The sequence below is a fragment of the Rhizobium sp. ZW T2_16 genome (assembly GCF_044987325.1).
Classification (GTDB): domain Bacteria; phylum Pseudomonadota; class Alphaproteobacteria; order Rhizobiales; family Rhizobiaceae; genus Neorhizobium; species Neorhizobium cellulosilyticum.
This window is the reverse complement of sequence record NZ_JBJDRG010000003.1, coordinates 422110-443859: the sequence shown is the minus strand read 5'-3', so window position 1 is coordinate 443859 and position 21750 is coordinate 422110. Positions and strand designations below refer to the sequence as shown.

The following is a 21750-nucleotide window of genomic DNA, read 5'->3' as shown; positions in this document are numbered from 1 at the left end:
CCCGTCTCTGAAATATTTGGCGATCACTCAGTCGCCGTCTTCTGGCTCCTTGCTGGATCGTCGTATACGGGTCTGACGCGCAAAAATGCCGAGGTTCAAAGGCTTAACCACGCCCCTAAAAATGACCGTGATCTCTAAGATACCTATTGCCAAGCGGCAAGCGCCGACTATTTGCCGCTTGAGTGATAGGAGAATGCGCGTGGAATATCGCTTTCTGATTGTCGAAGACAGCCTGCTAGTCGCCATGGACATAGAGGAGGCAGTTCAGCGTAGTGGACATGATGTGGTTGGCATCGCGCCTGATATGAAGGTGGCGCTCAACTACACGCGTGACACGGATATCGCTTTCGTCGACGTGCGGCTTGCCGATGGCGAGACGGGGCCGGAGATCGCCAAGGTCTTGGCCGAATACGGTATTGTCGTCATCATGATCACCGGAAACCCAGGCGTAGTGGCTTCTGGTGTGAACGGTGTTGTCGGCGTCATGGCCAAGCCTCTCACCGACCAGGCTTCGATGGATCTCATCCAGTTTGCTGTCGATCGCAAAAATGGCAAACCCGGCGTTCCACCGGCGCGCCTCAGGCTTTTCCATTAGCGGCTCGTTGCTTCGACCCGTTTGGTTGGGTATGTGATCCCCATCAACAGCGGAAGCGGACATGCGTTATTTCATCACCGGTACGGCGGGCTTCATCGGGTTTCATCTGGCGCGCAAGCTTTTGCAGGATGGTCACGAGGTTGTCGGCTTTGACGGGATGACGGCCTATTACAGCCTGCGCCTGAAGGAGGCCCGCAATGCCGGGCTGGCACAGTTTCCTTCCTTCCGCTTCGTACAGGGCATGCTGGAAGACAGAGCTTTGCTTGAAGGAGCGGTCAAGGGCTTCAATCCGGACGTTATCGTTCATCTGGCAGCTCAGGCAGGTGTTCGTTACAGCCTCGAAAATCCAAAGGCCTATCTCGACTCGAACCTCATCGGCTCGTGGAACATTCTTGAGATCGCCCGAGAAGTCGGTGTCGGACACCTGATGTTGGCGTCCACCTCTTCCGTCTACGGTGCCAATCCGGGCATTCCGTTCCGGGAAACAGACAAGGCTGACGAACCTCTGACTTTCTATGCTGCCAGCAAGAAGTCCATGGAGGTGATGGCTCATAGCTACGCCCATCTCTACAAGGTTCCGACGACGGCTTTCCGTTTCTTCACGGTTTATGGTCCCTGGGGCCGGCCGGACATGGCGCTGTTCAAGTTCGTCAAGGCGATGCTCGACGATCAGGAAATAGAGATCTACGGCGAAGGCAAGATGAGCCGTGACTTCACCTATATCGACGATCTCGTCGATTCGATCATTGATTTGTCCATGGTTGCTCCATCCGAATCGAACCGTGTTGCTGATATCGATACGCTTTCGGAGCAAGGACCGTTCCGTACAGTCAATCTTGGCGGCGGTCAGCCGGTCGGGCTTCTCGATTTTATCGAGGTTATCGAAAAGACCATGGGCAAGCCGGCAAGGCGCAAGATGCTGCCGATGCAGAAAGGCGATGTGCCGCGCACATTCGCCAGCCCAGACCTTCTGCTGGCGCTGACTGGGCGTAAGCCGGAAACCGGATTGGATGAAGGTGTCGATGCTTTCGTCCGCTGGTATATGGAGCATCGGTCCGAAATCGATTGAGCGTGGGCGATAGCAGGCCTGAGGGATAACGACGCATCACGTCTTCAGGATAGGGCTTGTGCCTCAAGCGATAACTCCCAAGTTCGAAGCGCATATCGTTCAAGACAGGGTCCGTGAGATCCCTTAGCTGCGGCCTCGGCCTGACTTGGCTTCGCTTTTGAAAGACTTTATGTTGCCGGGAAAGACAATTCAGATGTTACCTAAGGTCAAGGGCATGTCACAGGGTTTCAGAGATGCCCGCATTCTCATGTATAGCCACGATACGTTTGGGCTAGGCCATATTCGCCGCTGCATGACGATCGCCAATCACCTGGTCGAAACCTTTCAGGGCGCGCATGTCCTGATCATTTCCGGCGCAACGATTGCCGGTGCCTTCGATTATCGCTCGCGCGTCGACTACGTGAAGATCCCGAGCGTGATCAAGCTGCGCAACGGCGACTACACGTCGATGGATGAGCACATCAATCTGGAGGAAACGCTGGAAATGCGTCAGGCGATCATTCGCCAGACGGCGGAATCCTTCCAACCGGATATCTTCATCGTCGACAAGGAGCCGCTCGGTCTTCGGCGCGAAGTGGAAGACACGCTCGTTTATCTCAAGAGCCGCGGCACGCTTCTCGTGCTTGGCCTACGTGACGTCATGGATGCGCCGCATCTTCTTGATGCCGAATGGCGGCGCAACGATGTGATGGCGAAGATCGATCAGCTCTACGATCACGTATGGGTCTACGGCCCTCCGGATTTCCACGATCCACTCACCGGGCTCGATGTGCCGCCATCATTACGTCGCAAGATGACCTTCGTCGGCTTCCTGCAGCGAAAGGCATGGAAAAGCCGCGCGACGGCTCTGCCGAAGCGGGATGGCGATTATATTCTGGTGACTACTGGCGGCGGCGGTGACGGGTATGAACTCGTTCGCGACGTAATAAATGCGTATCAGGCCGATCCGGATCTGACAGAAAAAGCCCTGATCGTGCTTGGCCCTTACATGCCCGGCGAGCAGCGCGAAACGCTGAAACAGGCAGCCGCTTCGCATAACTGTCTTGAGGTCATCGAATTCGATAACCGCATGGAAGACCTGATCGCCAATGCGCGTGCGATCGTTGCCATGGGCGGTTATAACACCTATTGCGAAATTCTGTCCTTCGATAAGCCGGCGCTGATTATTCCCCGCATGGTGCCGAGGCAGGAGCAGTTGATCCGCGCAATGCGTGCCACGGAACTTGGACTGGTTGCCATGCTGCATCCCGATCATTCTTCGGATGGGATGCGGCTCTCTGCGGCGATCAAGGAACTGCTGCTGCGGGACCCGCCATCTGCAACGGCGCCGGATTATCGCCTTGAAGGTCTGCCCAATCTTTCTGCCATCGTCCAGGAATACCTGCAGGGAAAGCGTCCCGATTATCTTACCGCCGTCGAGAGCTGAAATCAGCTCTCGCGGTTGATTTCGCGGCGTAGCAGCCGCGCCGTTTCACGTGCTCCATCCATGTTCAGGTCCAGATGGGCCTTGCCACGTTGCGCAAGGGCCTTGCCGATTCCGCTTGCCACCAAGTCTGGTGTGATTGCCGCTTCCTCGATGAATTCCGCCAGCCCGAGTTCCCGCAGCTTTACTGCGCGCGCCGTCTGTTCCGTCTCGCCGCCAGCCGCAAAAGGCACAAGCAGCGACCCGCAGCCGGCTCTCAGCACGTCGCAGACGGTATTATAGCCCGCCTGTGAGATCGAAAGCTCGGCACTGCCAAGCAACTGCCGGAAATCGCTCCTGAAGCGAAACACATCCATCTCGCCGCCGCCCTTCGAGGCAAGACTGTCGAAGCTTGCCGCATCGAGGTTCGGTCCGGTAATCACGCACCAGCGGCCGGGCGCGGAGATCAGGTCGCGAGCAGCAACGGCGGCACTCAGCAGTTTCTGTCCCACTGCTCCACCACCGGCGGAAACCACCACCCGGTATTTTTCGAGCGAGGGAACAGGGGCTGCAGGTGCAACGAGACCAGTATAGAGCACCTTGTCCGCGATCTCGCCTGCAAGCGGAAACGTGTCTTCGATCCGTGTCAGGTTTCTATCGCCATGCACGAGCACGCGATGGAAATGTTGCCTGACCAGCGCAACCGTTTCCTCGTCACGCCCAGGCTTCTTGTTCACTTGCAGGATATCGCGGATCGAGGCAAAGAGCAGCGGCCTCGGGCGCATCGTCATGATCGCATCGAGAAACGGCAGAAGCTCGAAGCGCATCTGCCGTCGTCCGAACGGGAATGCTTCGGTGATGACAATATCCGGCTTCGTGTCGCCAAGAACCGCCAGCAACTGCTCCATGCGCTGGCGCTCTCCCTCAGGCCCGAGCGTTGCTCCATCTATGTCCTGCAGGCCTGAGAACCCTTCGCGAGACGTGACCTCCGGCATCAGTCGAACATGGTTGATGCCCGGTCCCGGAAAACCGGGCACGGGCAGTCCACCGGTTACCATCGTCACCTCAAAGCCATCCTCGGCAAGAGCCGACGCAACGAGGCTTGCCCGAGCGATATGGCCGATCCCCAGCAGATGCTGAACATAGAAGAGCACGCGCGGTGATGTCATGGCTGCGAGGGCTCCTTGTTGGCGAGTGTCGAATAGGCGGCTGAGAACAATCTCTCCAGATCCGATATGCTGGTCTTGTGGTCGAAATGACCACGGACCTTCGCTTCCGCATTCCTGGCCATGCGATCCCGTTCCGATGGGTTGCGGATGGCAGTTTCGAGCGCTTTGGCGAGCGCCAATGTGTCTTCCGGTTCGACCAATAGGCCGTTCTCCTGATCGACGAACAGTTCCGGAATGCCGGAAATCGTTGTCGAGATGCAGAGGATCCGCTGGCTGGCCGCCTCGACCAGAACATTCGGCAATCCGTCGCGATCGCCATCCTTGCCAATGCGGCAGGGCAGGGCGAATATGTCGGCCTCGCCGTAACGCTGCAGCACTTCCTGCTGCGACATCGCCCCATGCCAGCTGACGCGGCCGGCAAGCCCGAGTTCTTCCGCAAGCGGCTTCAGCACCTTCAGCTCATCACCGCCGCCGACGTGATCGAGCCGCCAGTGAAGGTCGGCTGGAAGCAGGGCTAGCGCCTTGAGCAGGATATCAAAGCCCTTTTTCGGCACGGCACGGCCGACAGCCAGTATCGTAATGGGATCATTCGGATTGGAGCCATCGCGCGTCGCAGCTGCGCGATCCGGCGAGGGAAAACGGCTGAGGTTCAGGCCATGATAGCTGAGATGCACCTTGCCGGCGTTCTCTGAGAGTGTGCGCAGGTGATCGGCGCCGCCGCGGGTGCAGGTCACCGTCCAGCTTGCATCATCGAGCTTGTCGGAAAGCTCCCAGTCTGGGCTCGTCCAGATATCCTTGGCATGGGCGGAAACGGTGAAGGGTATGCCAAGCAACTGCGATGCATAACGGGCGACCGAAGCCGGTGTGTGGATGAAATGCACATGCAGCCAGTCCGCCCCTTTAGGCCATTCGCGGGCAAGCACCAGCGCCTGGCCGAAGCGGCGAAAACGGTTGCGGCTTATGTCGCGCGGCAGGTCTTTCAGAAATGCTTTGGCAGCCGCCCGGAAGGATGGCTTGCCGAACCAGTGGAAAAAGGCCTTGACGACCCGCAGAGGCTCTTCGTGCAGATATTCAGGTAGATAGTGGACGGGCGCCTCGATCTCGTCATGTACCGGATGCCGCTTCTTGTCGGTCGGTCGGCGCATCGACATCAGTTCCAGCTTGAAGCCGGCGAGTTCCAGACCGCGCAGTTCCTGCGCGATAAAGGTCTCTGAAAGGCGCGGATAGCCTTTAAGCAGCACGACCATCTTGTTCGGTATGTTCAACGTCGTTCCTTGCGGTCTTTGCCGGTCGATCCCTCATCCAGGGTTCGGCCGGCAAAACCAGTATCCGCCCGCTTTTATGCGCGCAAGTCAGTGATAGGGGTCCGCCGCGTCACGCAAGCCATCGCCTAAGAAATTGAATGCGAGGATGACCAGGATGACCGGGATCACCGGGATGAGCAGCCAGGGATAAAGCGCCACGACATTGACCGTCCGCGCTTCGGTCAGAAGCACGCCCCAGCTCGTGACCGGTGGCCTGAGGCCGAGCCCGAGAAAGCTCAATGTCGTCTCGCCGAGGATCATGCCGGGAATGGTCAGCGTCGCGCTGGCGATCAGGTGCGACATGAAACCGGGAATGAGATGCCGGCCGATGACACGCCAGTGATTGGCCCCCATCAATTGCGCCGCCATCACATAGTCTTCCTCCCGAAGCGCCAGCAGCTTGGATCGCACCGCGCGCGCAAGCCCTGTCCAGTCCAGAAGCCCCAGGATGAAGGTAATGCCGAGATAGATGACGAACGGGCTCCAATCCACCGGCATGATCGCGGCAAGCGCCAGCCATAGCGGAATGCTCGGGATCGACTGCAGTACTTCGATGATGCGCTGCACCACAAGATCGAACTTGCCGCCCCAATAGCCTGCAAGCCCGCCGATCAGGATGCCCAGCACGAAGCTGGTGGTGATGCCGAGAAGACCAATCGTCAGCGAAATCCGTGCGCCATAGATGACCCGGGACATGACGTCCCGTCCGAGCCGGTCGGTGCCGAACAGGAACATCTGGCCGCCTTCAGCCGGGCAGACGAGATGTCGCTCTGCGGAAATGAGGCCCCAGAATTTGTAGGGATCGCCCTTGCAGAAGAAGCGGAGCCGCTGCACCTGGTTGGGATCGTCGGTGTAGACGCGCCTCAGGTTCTCCATGTCCAGCGTCATCTTCTGGCCGTAGACGAATGGCCCGACGAACGTCCCGTCATGAAACAGATGCACCGATTGCGGCGGCGCATAGATGTGATCCATGTTGCGCGTGTGGAGATTATACGGCGCAAGAAACTCGGCGATGATGATCGACAGATAGCAGAACAGCAGGAATATGCCTGAGAACAGCGCCAACCTGTGCCGCCTGAACCTCCACCACATCAAACGGAGCTGGGAGGCTCGCTTGGCAAGCGGTGCACCTTCGCCCGTCTTATCGAAAGCGTATGGATCGAAAGCAGCTTCATTGACGTAATGCGGCAGCGGCTGGCCGTCCGGTGGCAGTTGCATGCTCATCGCGTCCGACCTCCATAAAGGCGAATGCGCGGGTCGAAGAGTGCAAGCGCGATGTCCGAGATCAGCACCCCGACCACGGTCAATATGGCAAGGAACATCAGGAAGGAACCCGCCAGATACATGTCCTGCGTCTGCAGCGCCTTGATCAGCATGGGCCCCGTCGTCTCGAGTGACAGCACGACGGCGGTGATTTCCGCTCCTGAAATGATCTGTGGCAGGATCGAGCCGATGTCCGAGATGAAGAAATTGAGCGACATGCGCAGCGGATACTTCGTCAGAACCTTGAACGGGTGAAGCCCCTTCGCCCGCGCCGTCATCACATATTGCTTGCGCAGCTCATCAAGCAGGTTGGCGCGCAGCCGGCGCACCATGCCGGCGGTGCCGGCCGTGCCGATAATGATCACTGGGATCCACAGATGTTCGAGGATCGACTTCGCCTTGTCCCAGCTCATCGGCTGGTTCAGGTATTTCTGGTCCATCAGATGGCCGATCGATGTGCCGAACCAGACGTTGGCGAAATACATCAGGATGAGCGCCAGCACAAAATTAGGCACGGCAAGGCCGATAAGGCCGAGAAGCGTCAGCCCATAATCGCCCCAGCTATACTGATGCGTGGCGGAATAGATGCCGATCGGGAAGGCCAGCAGCCAAGTGAGGATGATCGTCACGACGGATACGAGAATGGTCAGCCACAGACGGTCGCCGACAACGTCCGAGACGGGCAGGCGGTATTCGAAGGAATAGCCGAAATCGCCCACCATCATGCCGCCCACCCAATGCAGGTAACGGATCGGCAGCGGCTGGTCAAAACCGTAGCGCGCCCTTAATTCCTCGATTTCCTGCATGTCGGCCGGTTCGCCGATTGCCCGCATCTCGGCGACATAGCTTTCGAAATAGTCGCCCGGCGGCAGCTCGATGATGGTGAAGACGAGCATGGAAATCAGAATCAGGGTAGGGATCATCACCATGATCCGCCAGAGAATGTAGCGGATCATGCGTGATCCTCCTCATACCAGAAGGTGTCAGGCATATAGACGCCAAGGAAGGATGTCGGATCGTAGCCGAACAGGGCCTTCTCGGGAATGTTGCGCAGTTTCGAAGAATAGACGAGCGGCTGCAGAGCCTGGTTGACGATGCCGATGGTGAAGACGCCCTGTGTGTAGATGGTCAGCATCGAATGCCAGATTGCTTCCCGCTCCTCGTGCGTTCCGGCTGTTTTCCAGTCTTTCAGCAGGTCGAGAAGCTGCCTGGCCTCGGCAAGATCCGGTGGATGTCCATCACGACCGCCGGAGAGATAATGAAGCCCCCAGACCGGCCACTGCATCTGGTCGTCGAATGTCGGCGCCAGTTCGTTGGGCGACATCTCGGCCGTCGGCACGCCGTTGTCGAGACCCATCCACACGCACATCAGCGTCTCGCCGCCGATCACCCGCTTGCGGAAAATCTCGCGTTGCGACACGCGGGTGAAGATCGCAATGCCGATCTTCGACCAGTGATCGGTGATCAGTTCCAAGACGTCGCTCTCAAACGTGCTTTCTCCCGCACTTTCGACGATGATTTTTGCCGGGCGCCCATCGGGCAGAAGCCTCAAGCCATCCTCCGTGCGGTTCGCGAGGCCCGCCTCGTCCAGCAGCCGGTTGGCCATGTCGATATCGTGGTTCGCCCAGGCCTGTTCATACTCCGGCTTGAACAATGGGCTGTCGGGCAGCACCGAATTCCCGGCCGCATGCGCCAGGCCGAAGAATACCGCCTTGTTGATCTCCTCCCGATCAATCGCCAGAGATAGCGCCCGCCTGACCCGAACGTCCTGGAACAGGCCGCGCCAGACATCGTCTTTGCAATTGAGATTGGGAACCAGCGCCACGCGGGAACCCTGCGTGCGCTTCCACAGATCTACTTTCATCGGCAGGCGTTTTTCGGCGGCTTTCAGGAACGTGTAGTCGGAGAAATCAACATTGGCGAATTGCAGGTCGCTGTCACCCGAGCCTGCTTTTGCGGCGATCAGATCCGGCGCACTGACATTCAGCACCATTTTATCGATGTAAGGCAGCTGCAAACCGTTCTCGTCGACACGATGGAAGAATGGGTTGCGCAGAAAGACGAATTGTCCGGCAGGCGGCTTGGTGCTGTTGTACCAAGGGTCGAGTGTCGGCAGTTCGGGGTTTTCCGGCCGCACCGTACGCGACATTCGCTGGTGCAGGTCGGTCCAATCCTGCGCCTTGTATGTCTTCAGCATCGCGGCAATCTTGTCCGCGCTCTGGTAGCGCGGGTGGAATTGCCTCAGATAGGCCGACGGCATGTAGATCACGAGCGGCGAAGGTTTCGCTAGCTGTGCCAGGAAATCGGGATTGGGCTCATTCCAGCTGTATCTTACCGTGCGCTCGTCCAGGATCTCGAAAGTCGGGCCCTTGCCGTTCACCCTGAGATCCACTGGAATACCGCCGCGATGAAGCTCCTTGTTGTTCATCACGTCTTCCCAGCTGTAACGGAAATCCTCCGTCGTCAGCGGTGAACCGTCCGACCACTTGTGCCCTTCCCGCAGTGTGAAGGTGAAGACGCGGTCGTCTTCCGATGTGAAGCTTTCCAGAATATCGGCCTGGAGGTTCAGTTGCTCGTCGTAACCGACCAGCCGTGAATAGCTGTTGATCGGCATGAGGCGGATGTCGCGCTGACCGCCGATCAGCATGCGCACAACGCCGCCGTGACGTCCGGGCTTCAGGTTTTTTGCGCCGATATTGACGACACGCGGATTGCGCGGCAAGCGCTCCGCAACGTCCGGCAATTTGCCGGCCTTGATGTCGTCGGCGAGATAGTCCGATCCGGTGAAGGCAGCCTTCGCGTTGAAGGGAACAAGCGCGGTCGCCATCATACCGAGCAGGGTTCGGCGTTTCATCATGGCTGCAGCTCCCTGATGTTCACCTGAGGTTTTGCCAGGACGAAATGCCCGCCACCTAGGTCGATCTGGGTCAGCCGTTCTCCCTCGTCCTGAATGAAGGCGGGGTGCCAGTCTTGCGTCGGCTTTCTCGGAATGTCGAGAGAATCGAGATCGAGCGGACGGTCGAGGTCGGGGATCGGCACGGCCGCTATCAGCCGTCGTGTATAGGGATGCGTCGGGTTGCGCATGATGATCTCGCAAGGACCGATTTCGACAATCCGTCCCGCATACATGACGGCAACACGGTCCGCCATGTAGTTCACTACCGCAAGGTTATGCGAGATGAACAGGTAGGTCAGCCCCAGGTCGCGCTTGAGATCCTTCAGGAGATTAAGGATCTGCGCCTGGATCGACACGTCGAGCGCCGAGACGGGCTCGTCGCAGATCAAAAGTTCAGGGCCGAGCGCAAGGGCGCGGGCGATACCGATGCGCTGTCGCTGGCCGCCGGAGAAACTGTGCGGGTACCGGCTGAGCGCATTGTCGTCGAGGCCGATCGTGCGCAGCAGCCGTCGAACAGCATCCAGCCGCGTGGCGCGCGAACCGCGACCATGGATCTCCAGACCCTCGCCGATAATCTCCCTGACCGTCATGCGTGGCGAAAGCGACGAGATCGGATCCTGGAAAACCATCTGGATTCGCTGGCGCAGCATGTCCAGTTCTTCACCTTGAGCGGAAAGGACATCGATCGGCCCTTTCTCGCTTTCGAACACGACAGCGCCGGTATCGGCGGTCAGGCCGCGCATGAGTATCTTGCTCAGCGTGGTCTTGCCGCAACCGCTTTCGCCGACAAGCCCGAGGCTTTCACCGCGCCGGATATCGAAACTGACGTCATCGACCGCGAGTGTCACATTGCTTTCGTGGCTACCGAGCTTGCGCTTCTTCGCTTTGAAGGTCTTGCTGATATGGTTGACCGAGAGGATCGTCCGCGAGCCGCCGGAATTGAGATAACCGGTCTCCATCAGGCTGGCCGTATCGACCGCGATTTCGCGCAGCGGCTTCAGACGCTGGTCGCGCTTCATCTCGAAAGTCGGGATCGCCGAGATCAGTCCCTTCGGGTATGGATGGACGGGCCGCCTGAATATATCGTCGACCGTGCCGGCTTCCATGATCTCGCCCCGATAGGCGACAACCACTTCGTCCGCAAGATTGGTGACGATGCCGAGATCATGGGTGATCAGCAGCATTGCCATGTTGAAGCGGGACTGCAGATCGCGCAAAAGCTTGAGAATCTGCGCCTGGATCGTCACGTCGAGTGCCGTCGTCGGTTCGTCGGCGATCAGAAGGGCAGGGCGACAGACAAGCGCCATGGCAATCATTGCGCGTTGGCGCATCCCGCCGGAAAGCTCGAACGGATACATCGCGTGGACCTTTGCGGGATCCTTGAACCCGACGAGGGACAGCGTGTCATAGACCCGTTCGCGCTGTTCGGCAGGTGACGACGCATCATGGATCCGCAATGCCTCGTCGATCTGGTTGCCGATTGTGTGCAGCGGCGACAGCGAGGTCATCGGTTCCTGGAAAATCATCCCGATCCGGTTGCCGCGAATGCTGCGGATCTGTCGTCCGTCCTGCGGCAACTGAAGCAGATCCACGGGTTCTTCCGAGGTCTCCGGGTCATTGAACAGCACGCGGCCCGATATCGATGCGAGGGGACTTTCGATCCCGACGATCGTGCGGCCGATCACCGACTTTCCCGAGCCCGACTCTCCGACCAGCGCCGTCACCTTGCCGGGCTTGATCCGCATGCTCAGATTGTTGACGGCTTGAATTCTGCTGCCGAAGACCGGGAAGCTCACGCTCAGGTTTTCTATCCGCAGCAGATCGGGCACGAATGTCGTCATCGGGCAGTTTTTCCTACGGTGCCACTTAGCAGACCCCCGCATTTCCGTATAACGGCAAAATCAGATTTGTCGGAATGCATCGTTTGGCACCTGATCAGGTTGACGCTGTAACGGAATTGAACGTAGCGCAGAGCTATGATGATAGTCCATGCCATATGAAGACTGCCGGATAGCTGCGGATGATTAACGAACCAGACTATAAAAGGATGCTTGGCGAAGCCAAGGCACTGATCCGCTCAGGTGATTTCGAGGCGGCGCGTGACCTGCTGCAGGAAATCCGGGCGCAGGATATCGGCAAAACCGATGCGCAGACGTCACTCGGTTTGCCGCGTCGGCTGCAATCGGCGCTGTTGAAGCTGGCAAAAGCCGAACGCGATGCTGTCGCCCGGATCGGTTATCAGTTCCATCTCGTCCCTCCGCCCGAAAAGCTTGCACGATACGGCGTGTTCTCGGCGCAGGACAAGGCGGCAATGGCCGAGCTGTCGCGCGTCCCGGTGCCGCGATGCATCCACCAGATATGGCTCGGCTCAAGACCTGTTCCTCCGACCGTTGGCGCCTGGGCAGCGCATGCCGCGGCAAATGGGTATCAGCATAAACTGTGGCGCGAAGCCGATCTTGCCGAAAATGGTTATGATCGACACACGTCGCTTCGACATATGCTGAGTATCGGCGATTTTCCGGGCGCGGTGGATGTGGCCCGCTACATGATCCTGCGTGATATCGGAGGCATCTATCTCGATTGCGACTGGTATCCGGGCGGCAATCGCGGGAGCTTTCATGATTTCCTGCCGCTAACCGGCCTCTCTGTCTTCGCCGAAGACATCCCGCGCAATACCGGTGCGGGCAGCACGCTTTTCGCCAACTCCTTTCTCGCGACGCCAGCAGGCAATCCGGTCTTCTCACGATTGTGCGATGCACTGCCCTCGGTGATCGAGGAACTCGACGACGCCCCCGCATGGTGGTCGACTGGCCCGCTGATCTTCACCGTCGTCGCCAGATCCGGTCCGGTCAACCTCGCAGGCGCGGGGTTCGTTGCTCCTCCGGCGTCGAATGGAGCATCGCTTCCGGATGTTCGGGCGATGGCTGCCGATGCCGACGGTCTGCTTATCCCCTGGAAGCCCTGGTAGCTTTCAGCGCGCGTGCATCAACGCGCTGACCGGAACCCATTGGCAGGCAGGGTGCCCGGCTGTGAGGGCGAAAAAGTCATCGAGAAAATCCCAGGCGGCATCGTCATGGACGAGATGGTGGGTAAGCACGCCGAGGTTTGTCGATTGCGTGTTGCCAGTGCCGAGGTGCGCTGAGGCTTCGGCGTAGAGAATATCCATCGGACGTCCGCCGCGCGTGCCTTTCCAGTCGATGATATCGACATGGGTATTCACCAGCTTAACCGGGGTCTCCTCCCGTTCCGGCCCGAAGACCGAGAGCGCCACGTATCCAAGCGAAGGCAGATGGCCGAGGAGCGCCGGCGCAATACGATTCCACGGCGGCACGAGCAGCGGCACGGCGCGATCACCGAACAGGCCGGCAATCCGCTCCAGCCCTTCCGCCAGCCGCGCAAGCACCGCTTCCTCGCCGCGATGCAGCCCGAGTTCCTGCTTTTTCTCCGAGGCTGGTGCATGGTTTGTATGATCCCAGCCATGCACGGCGACGGATATCAGCGGCAGGTCGATCAGCAGTCGGGCCAATTCGATTTTCGCATCGGCGGGAATGGCAGCGATGGTCATCGGCGCATTCCAGCGTTTCGACAGGTCGAGAAGCCGCGACAGCGCCGCAGTCGGCGCTATGGCGTCGTCATCCCGCAGCCAAAGCTGCACCGTCCTGCCATCCTCGGCATAAGCGTTGAGCGTATCGAGGAATTGTTGTCTGCTCATCTCGTCATCTCATACACGTATCGATTATCCGGCGCAGGTTTTCCGCTGCACCGCTGATCGATCGTTCCTCGCTCGCGAAAATCCTTGCTTCGCTGGCAAGCCGCTCTCTTGATTGGCCTTTGCGGAGAAGATCGCTGATCGCTTCCGCAAAGGCAGTTCGGTCACCTTGTGCCGTCAGCAGGCCAGTCCTGCCGTGTTCGACGACTTCGGGAACACCGGCAATTGCCTCGGCGACAACCGGAAGGCCCGCAGCCTGGGCTTCGAGATAGGCAAGCCCGTACGCCTCTCCATGTCCCGGCCAGACGAACATTGAGCCGCGTGACAGAAGGTCAGCGATTTTGTCTTCCGGCAAGGCGCCCAGCCATTCTATCCGGTTGGGGTCGAGTGCCGCAAAAGCACGCTCCACGTCCTGCCGGCATTCGCCATCGCCGGCGATCGAAAGCGTCCATGGCAGATGCCGGATCAGGCTCAGGCTTTCCGCCAGCGCCAGGTAGCTGGACAGCTTGTCCCCCGGCCGCATCATCGCCACGGTGATCAGCCGCCCCGGCTCGGGGGATGGCGCGCGTTTGAGATAGGGTGCAGTGTCTATGAAGGGGGCGATCATTTCCAGCCGGGCCTCGGGAACAGCGGCTTTCAATCCGTCCCGGTCCCGGCGGGTGAAACATAGATTGACGGCGGCACTCTTGATACTCTCAAGCAGCATCTCCTGCGATGTCTCCCACACGCCGATATTCCGGCGCAACGAATAGGAAGTTTCCGCATTGATCAGCGGAATGTCGAAATGCCGCGAAAGCGCCGGGCCTAAAAGGTCGGGCGCCTTGTAATAGGGGTGATAGGTGAACCAGAGGTCAGGCGCAGACGTGCCGGAATACTCGGTAGCAATCCGTTCGATCTCTCCCGCAGCCTCTGCCTTGTTCGCCTTGAATGCATCCCGCATATCGGCCGAGCGCATGAAACTGCGCATTTCGGACGCGATCGAAACCTCGTGCCCGAGGCTGGTCAGTGCCCGGACGATAAGCCGCGCCATCAACCGGTCTCCGGACGGAACGGGATGATTGGGTGATTTCAGCGGCGAATAGAACAGGATTTTCATAGGCCTGGCATCATGCGGGTTTGATCATCTCCCCGTGACCACTCTTGACACGTCGGCGCATCTCTCACAACTGTCAGCCACCGCCTCACCGCTAGGATTTCTCCCGTCATGACCGATACCTCCCTTTCCTCGACGCTCCATGCGAAGATCACCGCACGCACGGCAAAAGCCGGTGTCGTGGGGCTTGGCTATGTCGGGTTACCACTGGCGATGGCCTTTGGACGGGCAGGTTTCTCGGTCACCGGCTTCGATATCGACCCGTCCAAGATCGAATTCATCGACCGCCGAGAAAGCTATATCGAAGCGGTTCCGACCGAAATGCTGAAGGCAGAATGCGAGGCCGGGCGCTTTGCCGCGACCTGCGATTTCAACCTCCTGGCCGAATGCGATATCATCGCCATCTGCGTGCCGACGCCGTTGACGGCGCATCGCGACCCAGACCTTTCCTATGTGGCGAAGACGGCAGAGGCGATTGCCAAAACCCTGCGCCCGGGCCAGCTTATCGTGCTCGAATCGACCACCTATCCCGGCACGACCGATGAGGTGGTGAAGCCGATCCTCGAAAGGACGGGCCTGAAGTCGGGCAATGATTTCTTCCTCGGTTATTCGCCCGAGCGCGAAGATCCCGGCAACCGCCAGTTCCACACCGCCAGCATCCCGAAAGTGGTTGCAGGTGATGGTGAAGCTGCGGCAGGACTGATGCAGGCTTTCTATGGCGCGACCGTCGAGACCATCGTGCCGGTCTCCACCACGGCCACCGCCGAGGCGGTAAAGCTCACCGAAAACATCTTTCGCGCCGTCAACATCGCGCTCGTCAACGAATTGAAGCTCGTCTACGACGCTATGGGCATCGATGTGTGGGAGGTTATCGATGCGGCAAAGTCCAAGCCTTTCGGCTACATGCCCTTTTATCCAGGCCCCGGTCTCGGCGGTCACTGTATCCCGATCGACCCGTTCTATCTGACCTGGAAATCCCGCGAATTCGAGACGCCGACGCGCTTCATCGAACTGGCCGGCGAGATCAATACCGCCATGCCGCACCACATCGTCACCCGTTTGGCGGAAGCGCTGGATATCCGTAGCGGCAAGGCGCTCAGCCGTTCGAAAGTGCTTCTGATCGGTCTCGCCTACAAGAAGAACGTGCCCGACATTCGCGAAAGCCCATCGCTGCGGCTGATGGAACTGATCGAGCGCCGTGGCGGGTCGGTAGCCTATTTTGACCCTTACGTATCGGAAATCCCGTCGACCCGCGAATATGCCGAACTGAAGGGCCGTCGGTCGATAGAGTGGGACGAGGGCGCGCTCAAATCCTTCGATGCCGTGGTCATCGCTACCGACCATGACAATGTCGATTACGACGCTATATCCCGCCTTGCCCCATTGATCGTCGATACCCGCAACATCTTCGCCCGCAAGGGAATTTCCTCTGACGTCATCGTCAAAGCCTGAGACACTGGAAAGACCATGAGCCGCCTCGACACATTCATCAATCGCATGTCCGCCCAACGCGATATTCTCAACCATGTTGCCCGTGACCTCGGTCTTCCGGCGCAAGGGGATGTTCTTGAAGTCGGATTGGGAAATGGCAGGACCTACAGCCATCTGCGCGAGCTTTTTCCGGAGCGGCGGGTCATAGCATTCGATCGCGCGATGAACGCACATCGCACAACGGCGCCGCATGAAGATGATTTCGTCACCGGCGAGATCAACAAGACAGGGCAGGAGTTTGCCGGAACCGGCGCAGCACTGGTCCACGCGGATATCGGTACGGGTTATCCGGACAAGGATGCCATCACGCTGTCATGGCTGCCGCAGATGGTTGCCGCCATGCTTCAGCCGGGCGGTTACGCCGTCAGCGGTCTGCCACTAGAACACTCGCAACTCGATGCGCTTCCTCGCCTGCCTTCGGTCAATGAAGGCAGGTATTTCATGTATCGCAGGCTGTGAGAGTATGAGGCCGCTCAGGCCTTCTGCAGGGCGCGAACCTGATCGAGTTCCGACGATGTCAGGCGCAGCCGCTCGGCGATTGCGCGCGTCATCTTCATGGTCATGCCTGGGCAATCGTCCATGATCCGGAACAGGTAGTCCTTGTTGATCTTCAAGGCTTCGACCACGCCGGCAGCCTGAACCGTCGAGCTGCGTGGCCCATCGCAGAGCAGCGAGATGTCGCCGACGATCGAGTTGGGACCGCGTTCGCTGACCTTCACAGGGCCGTCAGGCGTGCTGACAAGAAACTCCACGCTGCCGCTGAGAATGAAATAGGCGGAATCTCCCGCGTCGCCCTGGGTGAAGAGGCGTTGACCAGCCTTGAACGTCACGCGTTCGGATGCGAACGCGAGCAGCTTGAGCTTGCAGGTATCTACTTCCGCAAAATACGGGAGTTTCCGCAGCAGCTGGACTTCATCACATAGCAACATCGCTCTTCCGCCTTTCCTGTCGGACAGATGGCTAAGCCACCAGAGCCTTGAAGGTTCCGCTCTCCTGTTCGAGCGTCTCGTACGAGCCCTCTTCGAGGATTGCGCCTCCGTCAAACATGACGACCTTGTCAAACAAACGTGACAAAGAAATGTTTGACAAGACCCAGATTACAGCTGGATCATTCTCCTGTTGACCCAGAAATGCAAGTACGTTCTGCACAATTTCCTCCTGGGTGTGTCTTTCGAGCCCAGGAAGCGGTTTATTGAACACGTAATAGTCAGATCGCCGAATTAATGCGCGGGCAAGATTAAGTTTTCGTCGCTGGATTGGTGTCAAACGTCGTCCGCCAGCGCCAATGTCGTAATCGAGACCGGCTTTTAGAAGCTGGTTGGCAAAGCCGAGCTCGCGTGAAACAGCGCCTGCCAACGTGCGAAGCTCGACGACGCCATCCGCGTTACTGTTGCTCAGCTTTCCAAAAACAATATTCTCACGCAGCGTCGCAACGGAAACGTATTTATCGGGATCGTAGCGTTCGATAAGTTCCCGCAGATGAGCTGGTAGCTCGGTGTAAAACAGTTCGCGTGAACCGACGATCTTGTTCTGAAGCTCGGTTGTCAAAATGCCAAGGCGGTATCGTGGCTCGATATATTCCAGCGTCAGGCGGATGAAGGCCTTGTCTGCACTGGATAGTCGGAAATTGACCGGCTTGGGTTCATTTTTTCGCTGCAGCAGGCTCTGGTAGTAGCTGATATCTTCTGCAGACAGCGTTGTGACCTGACGGAAGAACGGGTGGTCTGCCGGTAGCCCACCGAATATTTCAACGAGGTTCCGGGCGACTGTCCGCCCCATTTCGACGAATGGCCGCTGCAGCCCGACCTTGTTGAGCGCGGTATAAAAATGCTCGCTGGATAGCAATTCATTGTCCGGCGTGAGAGGCGCCAATGTCGCGCCGAACAGCAGGTTTTCGGCGACTGTTGCCTGGGAGTTGTAGCCGTCCGGCTCGAACGGGATGACGAGGGATTCCATGCCCAGTTCGTTCATACGGGCACGCAAGGCCCTGCGCATCTCTACCACGCGCGTTGCAAATTCCGGATCCTCGTCCGGATTGATTGTGGAATGAAGCGCAAGTTCAAGCACGTCGTCAGTCAGCTGCACGGCATCGAGTGCTGCGAGAAGCGATTTCTGCAAGTCCTCCTTGGCGCCGTTGCCGAGCGCCGCGTAACTGTAGTCCACCCAGCCGGCACGGATGTCGAGGTGTGGATTGCCCGCCTTTTTGGCTTCGCGGATCTCCCAAAGTCGTTGGCGCATGTCCTTGCCTTCATACTCGTGTCTTTTGACCGGAGCATGTTTGAGACCGTAAAGAAGGTTGTCCTTCAGGCTGCCATGGAAGAAGTAGCTATCCGTGGAGACATAGGAGATATGGCGTCCGGTTACGGATTCCGGAAGTTCCCGGATATCCTGATCCCCAAGGCAGATTCGGCCGCTCGAAGGCCATGAGAGCCGACCGAAAGCTTCAGCCATCGCTTCTGCGCCACGGCCTGTATGATCCACCATCGCAACCGTTTCGCCACGATCGATCTTCAACGTGACGTGGTCGACAACCTTGGCGCCGCTGTCGTCGTTGAGCGACACTGAAACAGCGTGAAGTGTTTCGAGCTTCTGCTGTGTCGATGCCGGAGTGAGAGTGTGAATGGCCGGGTTGATGAGATCCTCGACTTCGAAGTTCTCGAAGACCTGCTCGTATTTTACCTGCACGTCCTGGCGCGCCTGGTCCCAGTCAATCAGCTCCTTCAAAGGTCCCGGCAAGTCCTTGTAGGCATTGATGACGGCGACAAGCTGACCGACGTCGAGGGTGCCGCGCAGCGTCAGATAGCCGCCGATGAGATAGAAAAGGAACGGCGTGACCTGTGACAGGAAGTTGTTGAGGAATTTGACCAGGAACTTCCACTGGTAGAGATCGTAGCGGATGCGGTAGATTTCACCCAGCCGGCTTGCCACGTCCGCGCGCTCGAAATTCGATGTGTCATAGGCGTGGATCGTGCCGAGGCCCTCGACCACTTCATTAACCTTGCCAGCCAGCCGTCGTGCCGTGATCTGCCGCTGCCGACCGAGTTCGATCAGCCGGCGGCGCATCTTCGGAATGATGATCACCTGGATCGCGACCATGAAGGCCGCCACCATGCCGAGCCAGAAATTCTGCAGGATGATGAAGAACAGTGCGGCGAGAGCCTGGCCGCCGAGCAGTGCCGGCTGAACGAAGGCATCTCCGGTGAAACCGCCGAACGGCTCCACTTCGTCCTTGATCATGCTGGCGATCTCGGCGCCGTTCAGGCTCTTGGCGTGGCGGGGCGGAAAACGCAGAACTCGATCAACAAGCTCGAAGCGGATGCGGCGCAGCAGGCGCTCGCCGAGCCGGCCCTTGTAGGTGTTGATGTAGTATTTGAATGCGCCGTTGATGATCACCAGAAGCAGGAAGACGCTGCTGAGCGCGACCAGCGTCTGCATGCGGTCGAGCGGAAAACCGTCGAAGCCGAATGTGTAATCAACGAACGGAATGCTGATCGAGAAATCCAGAAAATTCTGGGTGGTGCTGAGATCTTCGAAACCCTGGCCCTGGATCGGGCCGTTGATGATCTGTTTGGGAAGGTCGAAGGCAAGGAAATATGGGATCATCGACAAGGCGACGATCAGCAGGATGAAGACCTGCTGTGGCCTCGTATGCGTCCAGATATAACGTAGCAGCGTCTTCTGCATATGCCTTCACCAAAGCAGCAGCGTTATCAACTCGGGTATGGGATAAGCTGCATCCGGCATTGTATAGCCTGTCTTCCGGGTTTTAACGAGTGCTCATCAACGCGTTCTCGCTGCCGGAATGAAACTGAAACCGCAAGCGAGATGGACGCCAACAGCGCCCACTGCGACAAGTTGGCATCTCGTGTCGGCAGGTCGGCGGTTCAAGATGAGGTGGAAATTATTCTTACAGTGTTGCGACGGTGCCTTCCAGCAAGTGCCTCACCGCCCGTCAGGTCTCCTTGCGCAGGAAGCGCGGAATCATGATCATGGCGGCAAAGGACATGATGGCGAGCGCGAACCATGTCAGCGCGTAAACGAGATGGCTGTTTCGGAACTGGATGACTGTCAAACCGCCCACGGGATATCCGCCAGGATTGGCAGTCGCATCTGCATCGACGAAATAAGGAACGAGCTTCACAAGCTGCTTGTTCTCTCCGATCGCCTGCACATCTCTGGAATACCAACTGCCCGCCGCGGGATTGTTACTCCGGAGAAATGCCCCTCCCGGCTCGCTGAGCCGGAGCAATCCGGTAACGGTGACCTCTCCTTGGAGTTGCCCTTCCGCACGAGAGGTTGGGTCGCGGCGATCCGGCGGCACGAAACCGCGATTGATCAGGACCGTGCCGCCATCCGCCGTGGCAAGCGGCGTGAGAACCCAGAAGCCCGGGCCTCTCTCGGTCACGGCTTGTACCAGCGTCTCGCGTAAGTTGTCGAAGGTGCCATTCAGAACCACATGCCGATATTCGGCATCGGTGGACTTGATGGTCGGCCATTCGTTTGCGGTCGGAGGGGCAGCAGCTGCTGCGTGGACGCGCGCATCAACTCGGGCAATCAGATCAAGCTTCCAGAAAAGCCGCTGGACCTGCCAGATACCGAGAGCGGTGAAGACGATAGCCGCAAAAAGCAGAAACGCCCGAAAGCCTAGGTAAGATTTCACGGGCGTTTCCATTTCATGAATTGTGTATGCCGGTCGGTAGTCTCTGAGGTCAGGGAGCCCGCATGGGCTCCCTGATCACCTCAAGGCAGGTTCTTCATCATCTCGGGCGACATGACCATCATGTTCGTATTGAGATGATGCATGACCCAAAGCGAGCCGACCAGAGCGATTGCAACGATGATGACCGTGAAGATCAACGCCATCATCGTCCAGCCGCCTTCCGACTTGGTGTTCATGTGCAGGAAGTAGATCATGTGGACGACGATCTGGATCGCGCCGATGATCATGATTGCCGCAACGGTGGCAACCTTGCTGTCGAGCACGTCACCCATGACGAGCCAGAACGGAATGGCTGTCAGGATAACCGACAGGATAAAGCCCGTCACATAGCTCTTGAAGCTTCCATGGCCGGCTTCGTGGCCATGGCTGTGGGCGTGATGGGCTTCGTGTGCATCTTCGTGCGAGGTGGAGTTGGTGGTCATCCGACGACTCCCATGAGATAGACGACAGAGAATACGCCGATCCAGACGACGTCGAGGAAGTGCCAGAACATCGACAGACACATCAGGCGGCGGCGGTTTTCAGCGATCAGGCCGTGCTTGGAAACCTGAACCATCAGCGTGACCAGCCAGATGATGCCGAAGGTGACGTGCAGACCGTGCGTGCCGACCAGGGTGAAGAAGGCCGACAGGAAGGCCGAACGCTGCGGCGTCGCGCCTTCGTGGATCATGTGATGGAACTCATAGAGTTCGATACCCAGGAAGGCGAGGCCGAAGAGACCAGTAACGGCGAGCCAGAACAGGGTTTCCTGCTTGGCACCGCGTTCCATCTGCAGCATCGCAAAACCGTAGGTGATCGACGAGAACAGGAGCATGGCGGTGTTGATTGCCACGAGCTTCAGGTCGAACAGGTCGGCAGGCGCTGGGCCGGCCGCATAATTGCGGCCGAGCACGGCATAGGTCGCGAATAGCGTCGCGAAGATGAGGCAGTCGCTCATCAGATACAGCCAGAACCCGAGGTTCGTGCTGCCTTCCGGATGGTGATCTTCCTCGAGGTAGAATTGCGGCTTTTCCGCAGATTGGCTCTGAATGTTGCTCAT

At 58.5% G+C, this 21750-nt stretch carries 19 protein-coding genes; 6 read left to right on the top strand and 13 right to left on the bottom strand.

The window, feature by feature from the left end; all coding sequences use genetic code 11:
* The first annotated feature begins 85 nt into the window (after window positions 1-85).
* The 3 genes from ACI3K0_RS12105 to ACI3K0_RS12095 all read left to right on the top strand — a co-directional run bounded on the left by ACI3K0_RS12105 (window position 86) and on the right by ACI3K0_RS12095 (window position 3090).
* Complete coding sequence (locus ACI3K0_RS12105) at window positions 86-595, top strand: response regulator (RefSeq protein ID WP_343062436.1); 510 nt, start codon at window positions 86-88, stop codon at window positions 593-595.
* Window positions 596-656: 61 nt separating this feature from the next.
* On the top strand, window positions 657-1664 hold the full coding sequence (locus ACI3K0_RS12100) for an NAD-dependent epimerase/dehydratase family protein (protein ID WP_183823806.1): 1008 nt from the start codon (window positions 657-659) through the stop codon (window positions 1662-1664).
* 214 nt (window positions 1665-1878) lie between these two features.
* On the top strand, window positions 1879-3090 hold the full coding sequence (locus ACI3K0_RS12095) for a glycosyltransferase family protein (protein WP_148146295.1): 1212 nt from the start codon (window positions 1879-1881) through the stop codon (window positions 3088-3090).
* Window positions 3091-3092: 2 nt separating this feature from the next.
* Here ACI3K0_RS12095 and ACI3K0_RS12090 read toward each other — a convergent pair whose 3' ends face one another.
* The 6 genes from ACI3K0_RS12090 to ACI3K0_RS12065 form a co-directional block, all read right to left on the bottom strand.
* A complete protein-coding gene (locus ACI3K0_RS12090; protein ID WP_183823804.1) occupies window positions 3093-4235 on the bottom strand; it encodes a glycosyltransferase family protein in 1143 nt (380 codons plus the stop codon).
* Window positions 4232-5482: a glycosyltransferase family 4 protein gene (locus ACI3K0_RS12085; RefSeq protein WP_183824152.1), complete on the bottom strand. Its 1251-nt coding sequence runs from the start codon at window positions 5480-5482 to the stop codon at window positions 4232-4234. The genes ACI3K0_RS12090 and ACI3K0_RS12085 overlap by 4 nt, the downstream gene beginning before the upstream one ends.
* A 105-nt stretch (window positions 5483-5587) precedes the next feature.
* The gene (locus ACI3K0_RS12080) at window positions 5588-6763 is read right to left on the bottom strand and encodes an ABC transporter permease (RefSeq protein WP_148146147.1); all 1176 of its coding nucleotides are present in this window, start codon (window positions 6761-6763) and stop codon (window positions 5588-5590) included.
* Window positions 6760-7758, bottom strand: a complete 999-nt coding sequence (locus ACI3K0_RS12075; RefSeq protein WP_183823802.1) for an ABC transporter permease — start codon at window positions 7756-7758, stop codon at window positions 6760-6762. The genes ACI3K0_RS12080 and ACI3K0_RS12075 overlap by 4 nt, the downstream gene beginning before the upstream one ends.
* Window positions 7755-9659, bottom strand: coding sequence for an ABC transporter substrate-binding protein (locus ACI3K0_RS12070; RefSeq protein WP_183823800.1), 1905 nt, complete (start codon window positions 9657-9659; stop codon window positions 7755-7757). The genes ACI3K0_RS12075 and ACI3K0_RS12070 overlap by 4 nt, the downstream gene beginning before the upstream one ends.
* Window positions 9656-11539, bottom strand: a complete 1884-nt coding sequence (locus tag ACI3K0_RS12065; protein ID WP_183823798.1) for an ABC transporter ATP-binding protein — start codon at window positions 11537-11539, stop codon at window positions 9656-9658. The genes ACI3K0_RS12070 and ACI3K0_RS12065 overlap by 4 nt, the downstream gene beginning before the upstream one ends.
* Window positions 11540-11718: 179 nt before the next feature.
* Here ACI3K0_RS12065 and ACI3K0_RS12060 point away from each other — a divergent pair, with 179 nt between their 5' ends.
* Window positions 11719-12666 carry a glycosyltransferase gene (locus ACI3K0_RS12060; protein WP_183823796.1) on the top strand — a complete coding sequence of 316 codons (948 nt, stop codon included), beginning with the start codon at window positions 11719-11721 and terminating at the stop codon, window positions 12664-12666.
* A gap of 3 nt (window positions 12667-12669) precedes the next feature.
* Here ACI3K0_RS12060 and ACI3K0_RS12055 read toward each other — a convergent pair whose 3' ends face one another.
* Both ACI3K0_RS12055 and ACI3K0_RS12050 read right to left on the bottom strand, forming a co-directional pair.
* Window positions 12670-13410 (bottom strand): polysaccharide deacetylase family protein, encoded by a 741-nt coding sequence (locus tag ACI3K0_RS12055; RefSeq protein ID WP_183823794.1) that lies wholly within the window; start codon window positions 13408-13410, stop codon window positions 12670-12672.
* Window positions 13411-13414: 4 nt separating this feature from the next.
* Entirely contained in the window at window positions 13415-14503 is a 1089-nt protein-coding gene (locus tag ACI3K0_RS12050) for a glycosyltransferase family 4 protein (protein WP_183823792.1), read from the bottom strand.
* Between the two features lie 108 nt (window positions 14504-14611).
* On the opposite strand from ACI3K0_RS12050, the gene ACI3K0_RS12045 reads away from it, so the two are divergent.
* Both ACI3K0_RS12045 and ACI3K0_RS12040 read left to right on the top strand, forming a co-directional pair.
* Window positions 14612-15952: a nucleotide sugar dehydrogenase gene (locus ACI3K0_RS12045; protein WP_183823789.1), complete on the top strand. Its 1341-nt coding sequence runs from the start codon at window positions 14612-14614 to the stop codon at window positions 15950-15952.
* A gap of 15 nt (window positions 15953-15967) precedes the next feature.
* Window positions 15968-16450, top strand: coding sequence for a class I SAM-dependent methyltransferase (locus ACI3K0_RS12040; RefSeq protein ID WP_183823787.1), 483 nt, complete (start codon window positions 15968-15970; stop codon window positions 16448-16450).
* A 14-nt stretch (window positions 16451-16464) separates the two neighbouring features.
* Here the strand turns inward: ACI3K0_RS12040 and ACI3K0_RS12035 are convergent, their stop codons facing one another.
* The 5 genes from ACI3K0_RS12035 to cyoC all read right to left on the bottom strand — a co-directional run bounded on the left by ACI3K0_RS12035 (window position 16465) and on the right by cyoC (window position 21750).
* The gene (locus ACI3K0_RS12035; protein ID WP_148146138.1) at window positions 16465-16920 is read right to left on the bottom strand and encodes a cyclic nucleotide-binding domain-containing protein; all 456 of its coding nucleotides are present in this window, start codon (window positions 16918-16920) and stop codon (window positions 16465-16467) included.
* 31 nt (window positions 16921-16951) lie between these two features.
* Entirely contained in the window at window positions 16952-19675 is a 2724-nt protein-coding gene (locus tag ACI3K0_RS12030) for an ABC transporter transmembrane domain-containing protein (protein ID WP_148146137.1), read from the bottom strand.
* A gap of 268 nt (window positions 19676-19943) precedes the next feature.
* Window positions 19944-20663, bottom strand: coding sequence for an SURF1 family protein (locus tag ACI3K0_RS12025; protein ID WP_183823785.1), 720 nt, complete (start codon window positions 20661-20663; stop codon window positions 19944-19946).
* 68 nt (window positions 20664-20731) lie between these two features.
* Window positions 20732-21133, bottom strand: coding sequence for a cytochrome o ubiquinol oxidase subunit IV (gene cyoD / locus ACI3K0_RS12020; RefSeq protein ID WP_148146135.1), 402 nt, complete (start codon window positions 21131-21133; stop codon window positions 20732-20734).
* Window positions 21130-21750, bottom strand: coding sequence for a cytochrome o ubiquinol oxidase subunit III (cyoC, locus tag ACI3K0_RS12015; RefSeq protein ID WP_183823783.1), 621 nt, complete (start codon window positions 21748-21750; stop codon window positions 21130-21132). The genes cyoD and cyoC overlap by 4 nt, the downstream gene beginning before the upstream one ends.

What these genes read in the sequence shown, in the direction of transcription:
- ACI3K0_RS12070 (WP_183823800.1), bottom strand. Translation starts at nt 9,659, where the DNA reads ATGATGAAACGCCGAACCCTGCTCGGTATGATGGCGACCGCGCTTGTT.
- ACI3K0_RS12075 (WP_183823802.1), bottom strand. Translation starts at nt 7,758, where the DNA reads ATGATCCGCTACATTCTCTGGCGGATCATGGTGATGATCCCTACCCTG.
- ACI3K0_RS12090 (WP_183823804.1), bottom strand. Translation starts at nt 4,235, where the DNA reads ATGACATCACCGCGCGTGCTCTTCTATGTTCAGCATCTGCTGGGGATC.
- ACI3K0_RS12045 (WP_183823789.1), top strand. Translation starts at nt 14,612, where the DNA reads ATGACCGATACCTCCCTTTCCTCGACGCTCCATGCGAAGATCACCGCA.
- ACI3K0_RS12035 (WP_148146138.1), bottom strand. Translation starts at nt 16,920, where the DNA reads ATGTTGCTATGTGATGAAGTCCAGCTGCTGCGGAAACTCCCGTATTTT.
- ACI3K0_RS12050 (WP_183823792.1), bottom strand. Translation starts at nt 14,503, where the DNA reads ATGAAAATCCTGTTCTATTCGCCGCTGAAATCACCCAATCATCCCGTT.
- ACI3K0_RS12085 (WP_183824152.1), bottom strand. Translation starts at nt 5,482, where the DNA reads ATGGTCGTGCTGCTTAAAGGCTATCCGCGCCTTTCAGAGACCTTTATC.
- ACI3K0_RS12100 (WP_183823806.1), top strand. Translation starts at nt 657, where the DNA reads ATGCGTTATTTCATCACCGGTACGGCGGGCTTCATCGGGTTTCATCTG.
- cyoC (WP_183823783.1), bottom strand. Translation starts at nt 21,750, where the DNA reads ATGAGCAACATTCAGAGCCAATCTGCGGAAAAGCCGCAATTCTACCTC.
- ACI3K0_RS12060 (WP_183823796.1), top strand. Translation starts at nt 11,719, where the DNA reads ATGATTAACGAACCAGACTATAAAAGGATGCTTGGCGAAGCCAAGGCA.
- ACI3K0_RS12065 (WP_183823798.1), bottom strand. Translation starts at nt 11,539, where the DNA reads ATGACGACATTCGTGCCCGATCTGCTGCGGATAGAAAACCTGAGCGTG.
- ACI3K0_RS12055 (WP_183823794.1), bottom strand. Translation starts at nt 13,410, where the DNA reads ATGAGCAGACAACAATTCCTCGATACGCTCAACGCTTATGCCGAGGAT.
- ACI3K0_RS12080 (WP_148146147.1), bottom strand. Translation starts at nt 6,763, where the DNA reads ATGAGCATGCAACTGCCACCGGACGGCCAGCCGCTGCCGCATTACGTC.
- ACI3K0_RS12040 (WP_183823787.1), top strand. Translation starts at nt 15,968, where the DNA reads ATGAGCCGCCTCGACACATTCATCAATCGCATGTCCGCCCAACGCGAT.
- ACI3K0_RS12095 (WP_148146295.1), top strand. Translation starts at nt 1,879, where the DNA reads ATGTCACAGGGTTTCAGAGATGCCCGCATTCTCATGTATAGCCACGAT.
- ACI3K0_RS12030 (WP_148146137.1), bottom strand. Translation starts at nt 19,675, where the DNA reads ATGCAGAAGACGCTGCTACGTTATATCTGGACGCATACGAGGCCACAG.
- cyoD (WP_148146135.1), bottom strand. Translation starts at nt 21,133, where the DNA reads ATGACCACCAACTCCACCTCGCACGAAGATGCACACGAAGCCCATCAC.
- ACI3K0_RS12025 (WP_183823785.1), bottom strand. Translation starts at nt 20,663, where the DNA reads ATGGAAACGCCCGTGAAATCTTACCTAGGCTTTCGGGCGTTTCTGCTT.
- ACI3K0_RS12105 (WP_343062436.1), top strand. Translation starts at nt 86, where the DNA reads ATGCCGAGGTTCAAAGGCTTAACCACGCCCCTAAAAATGACCGTGATC.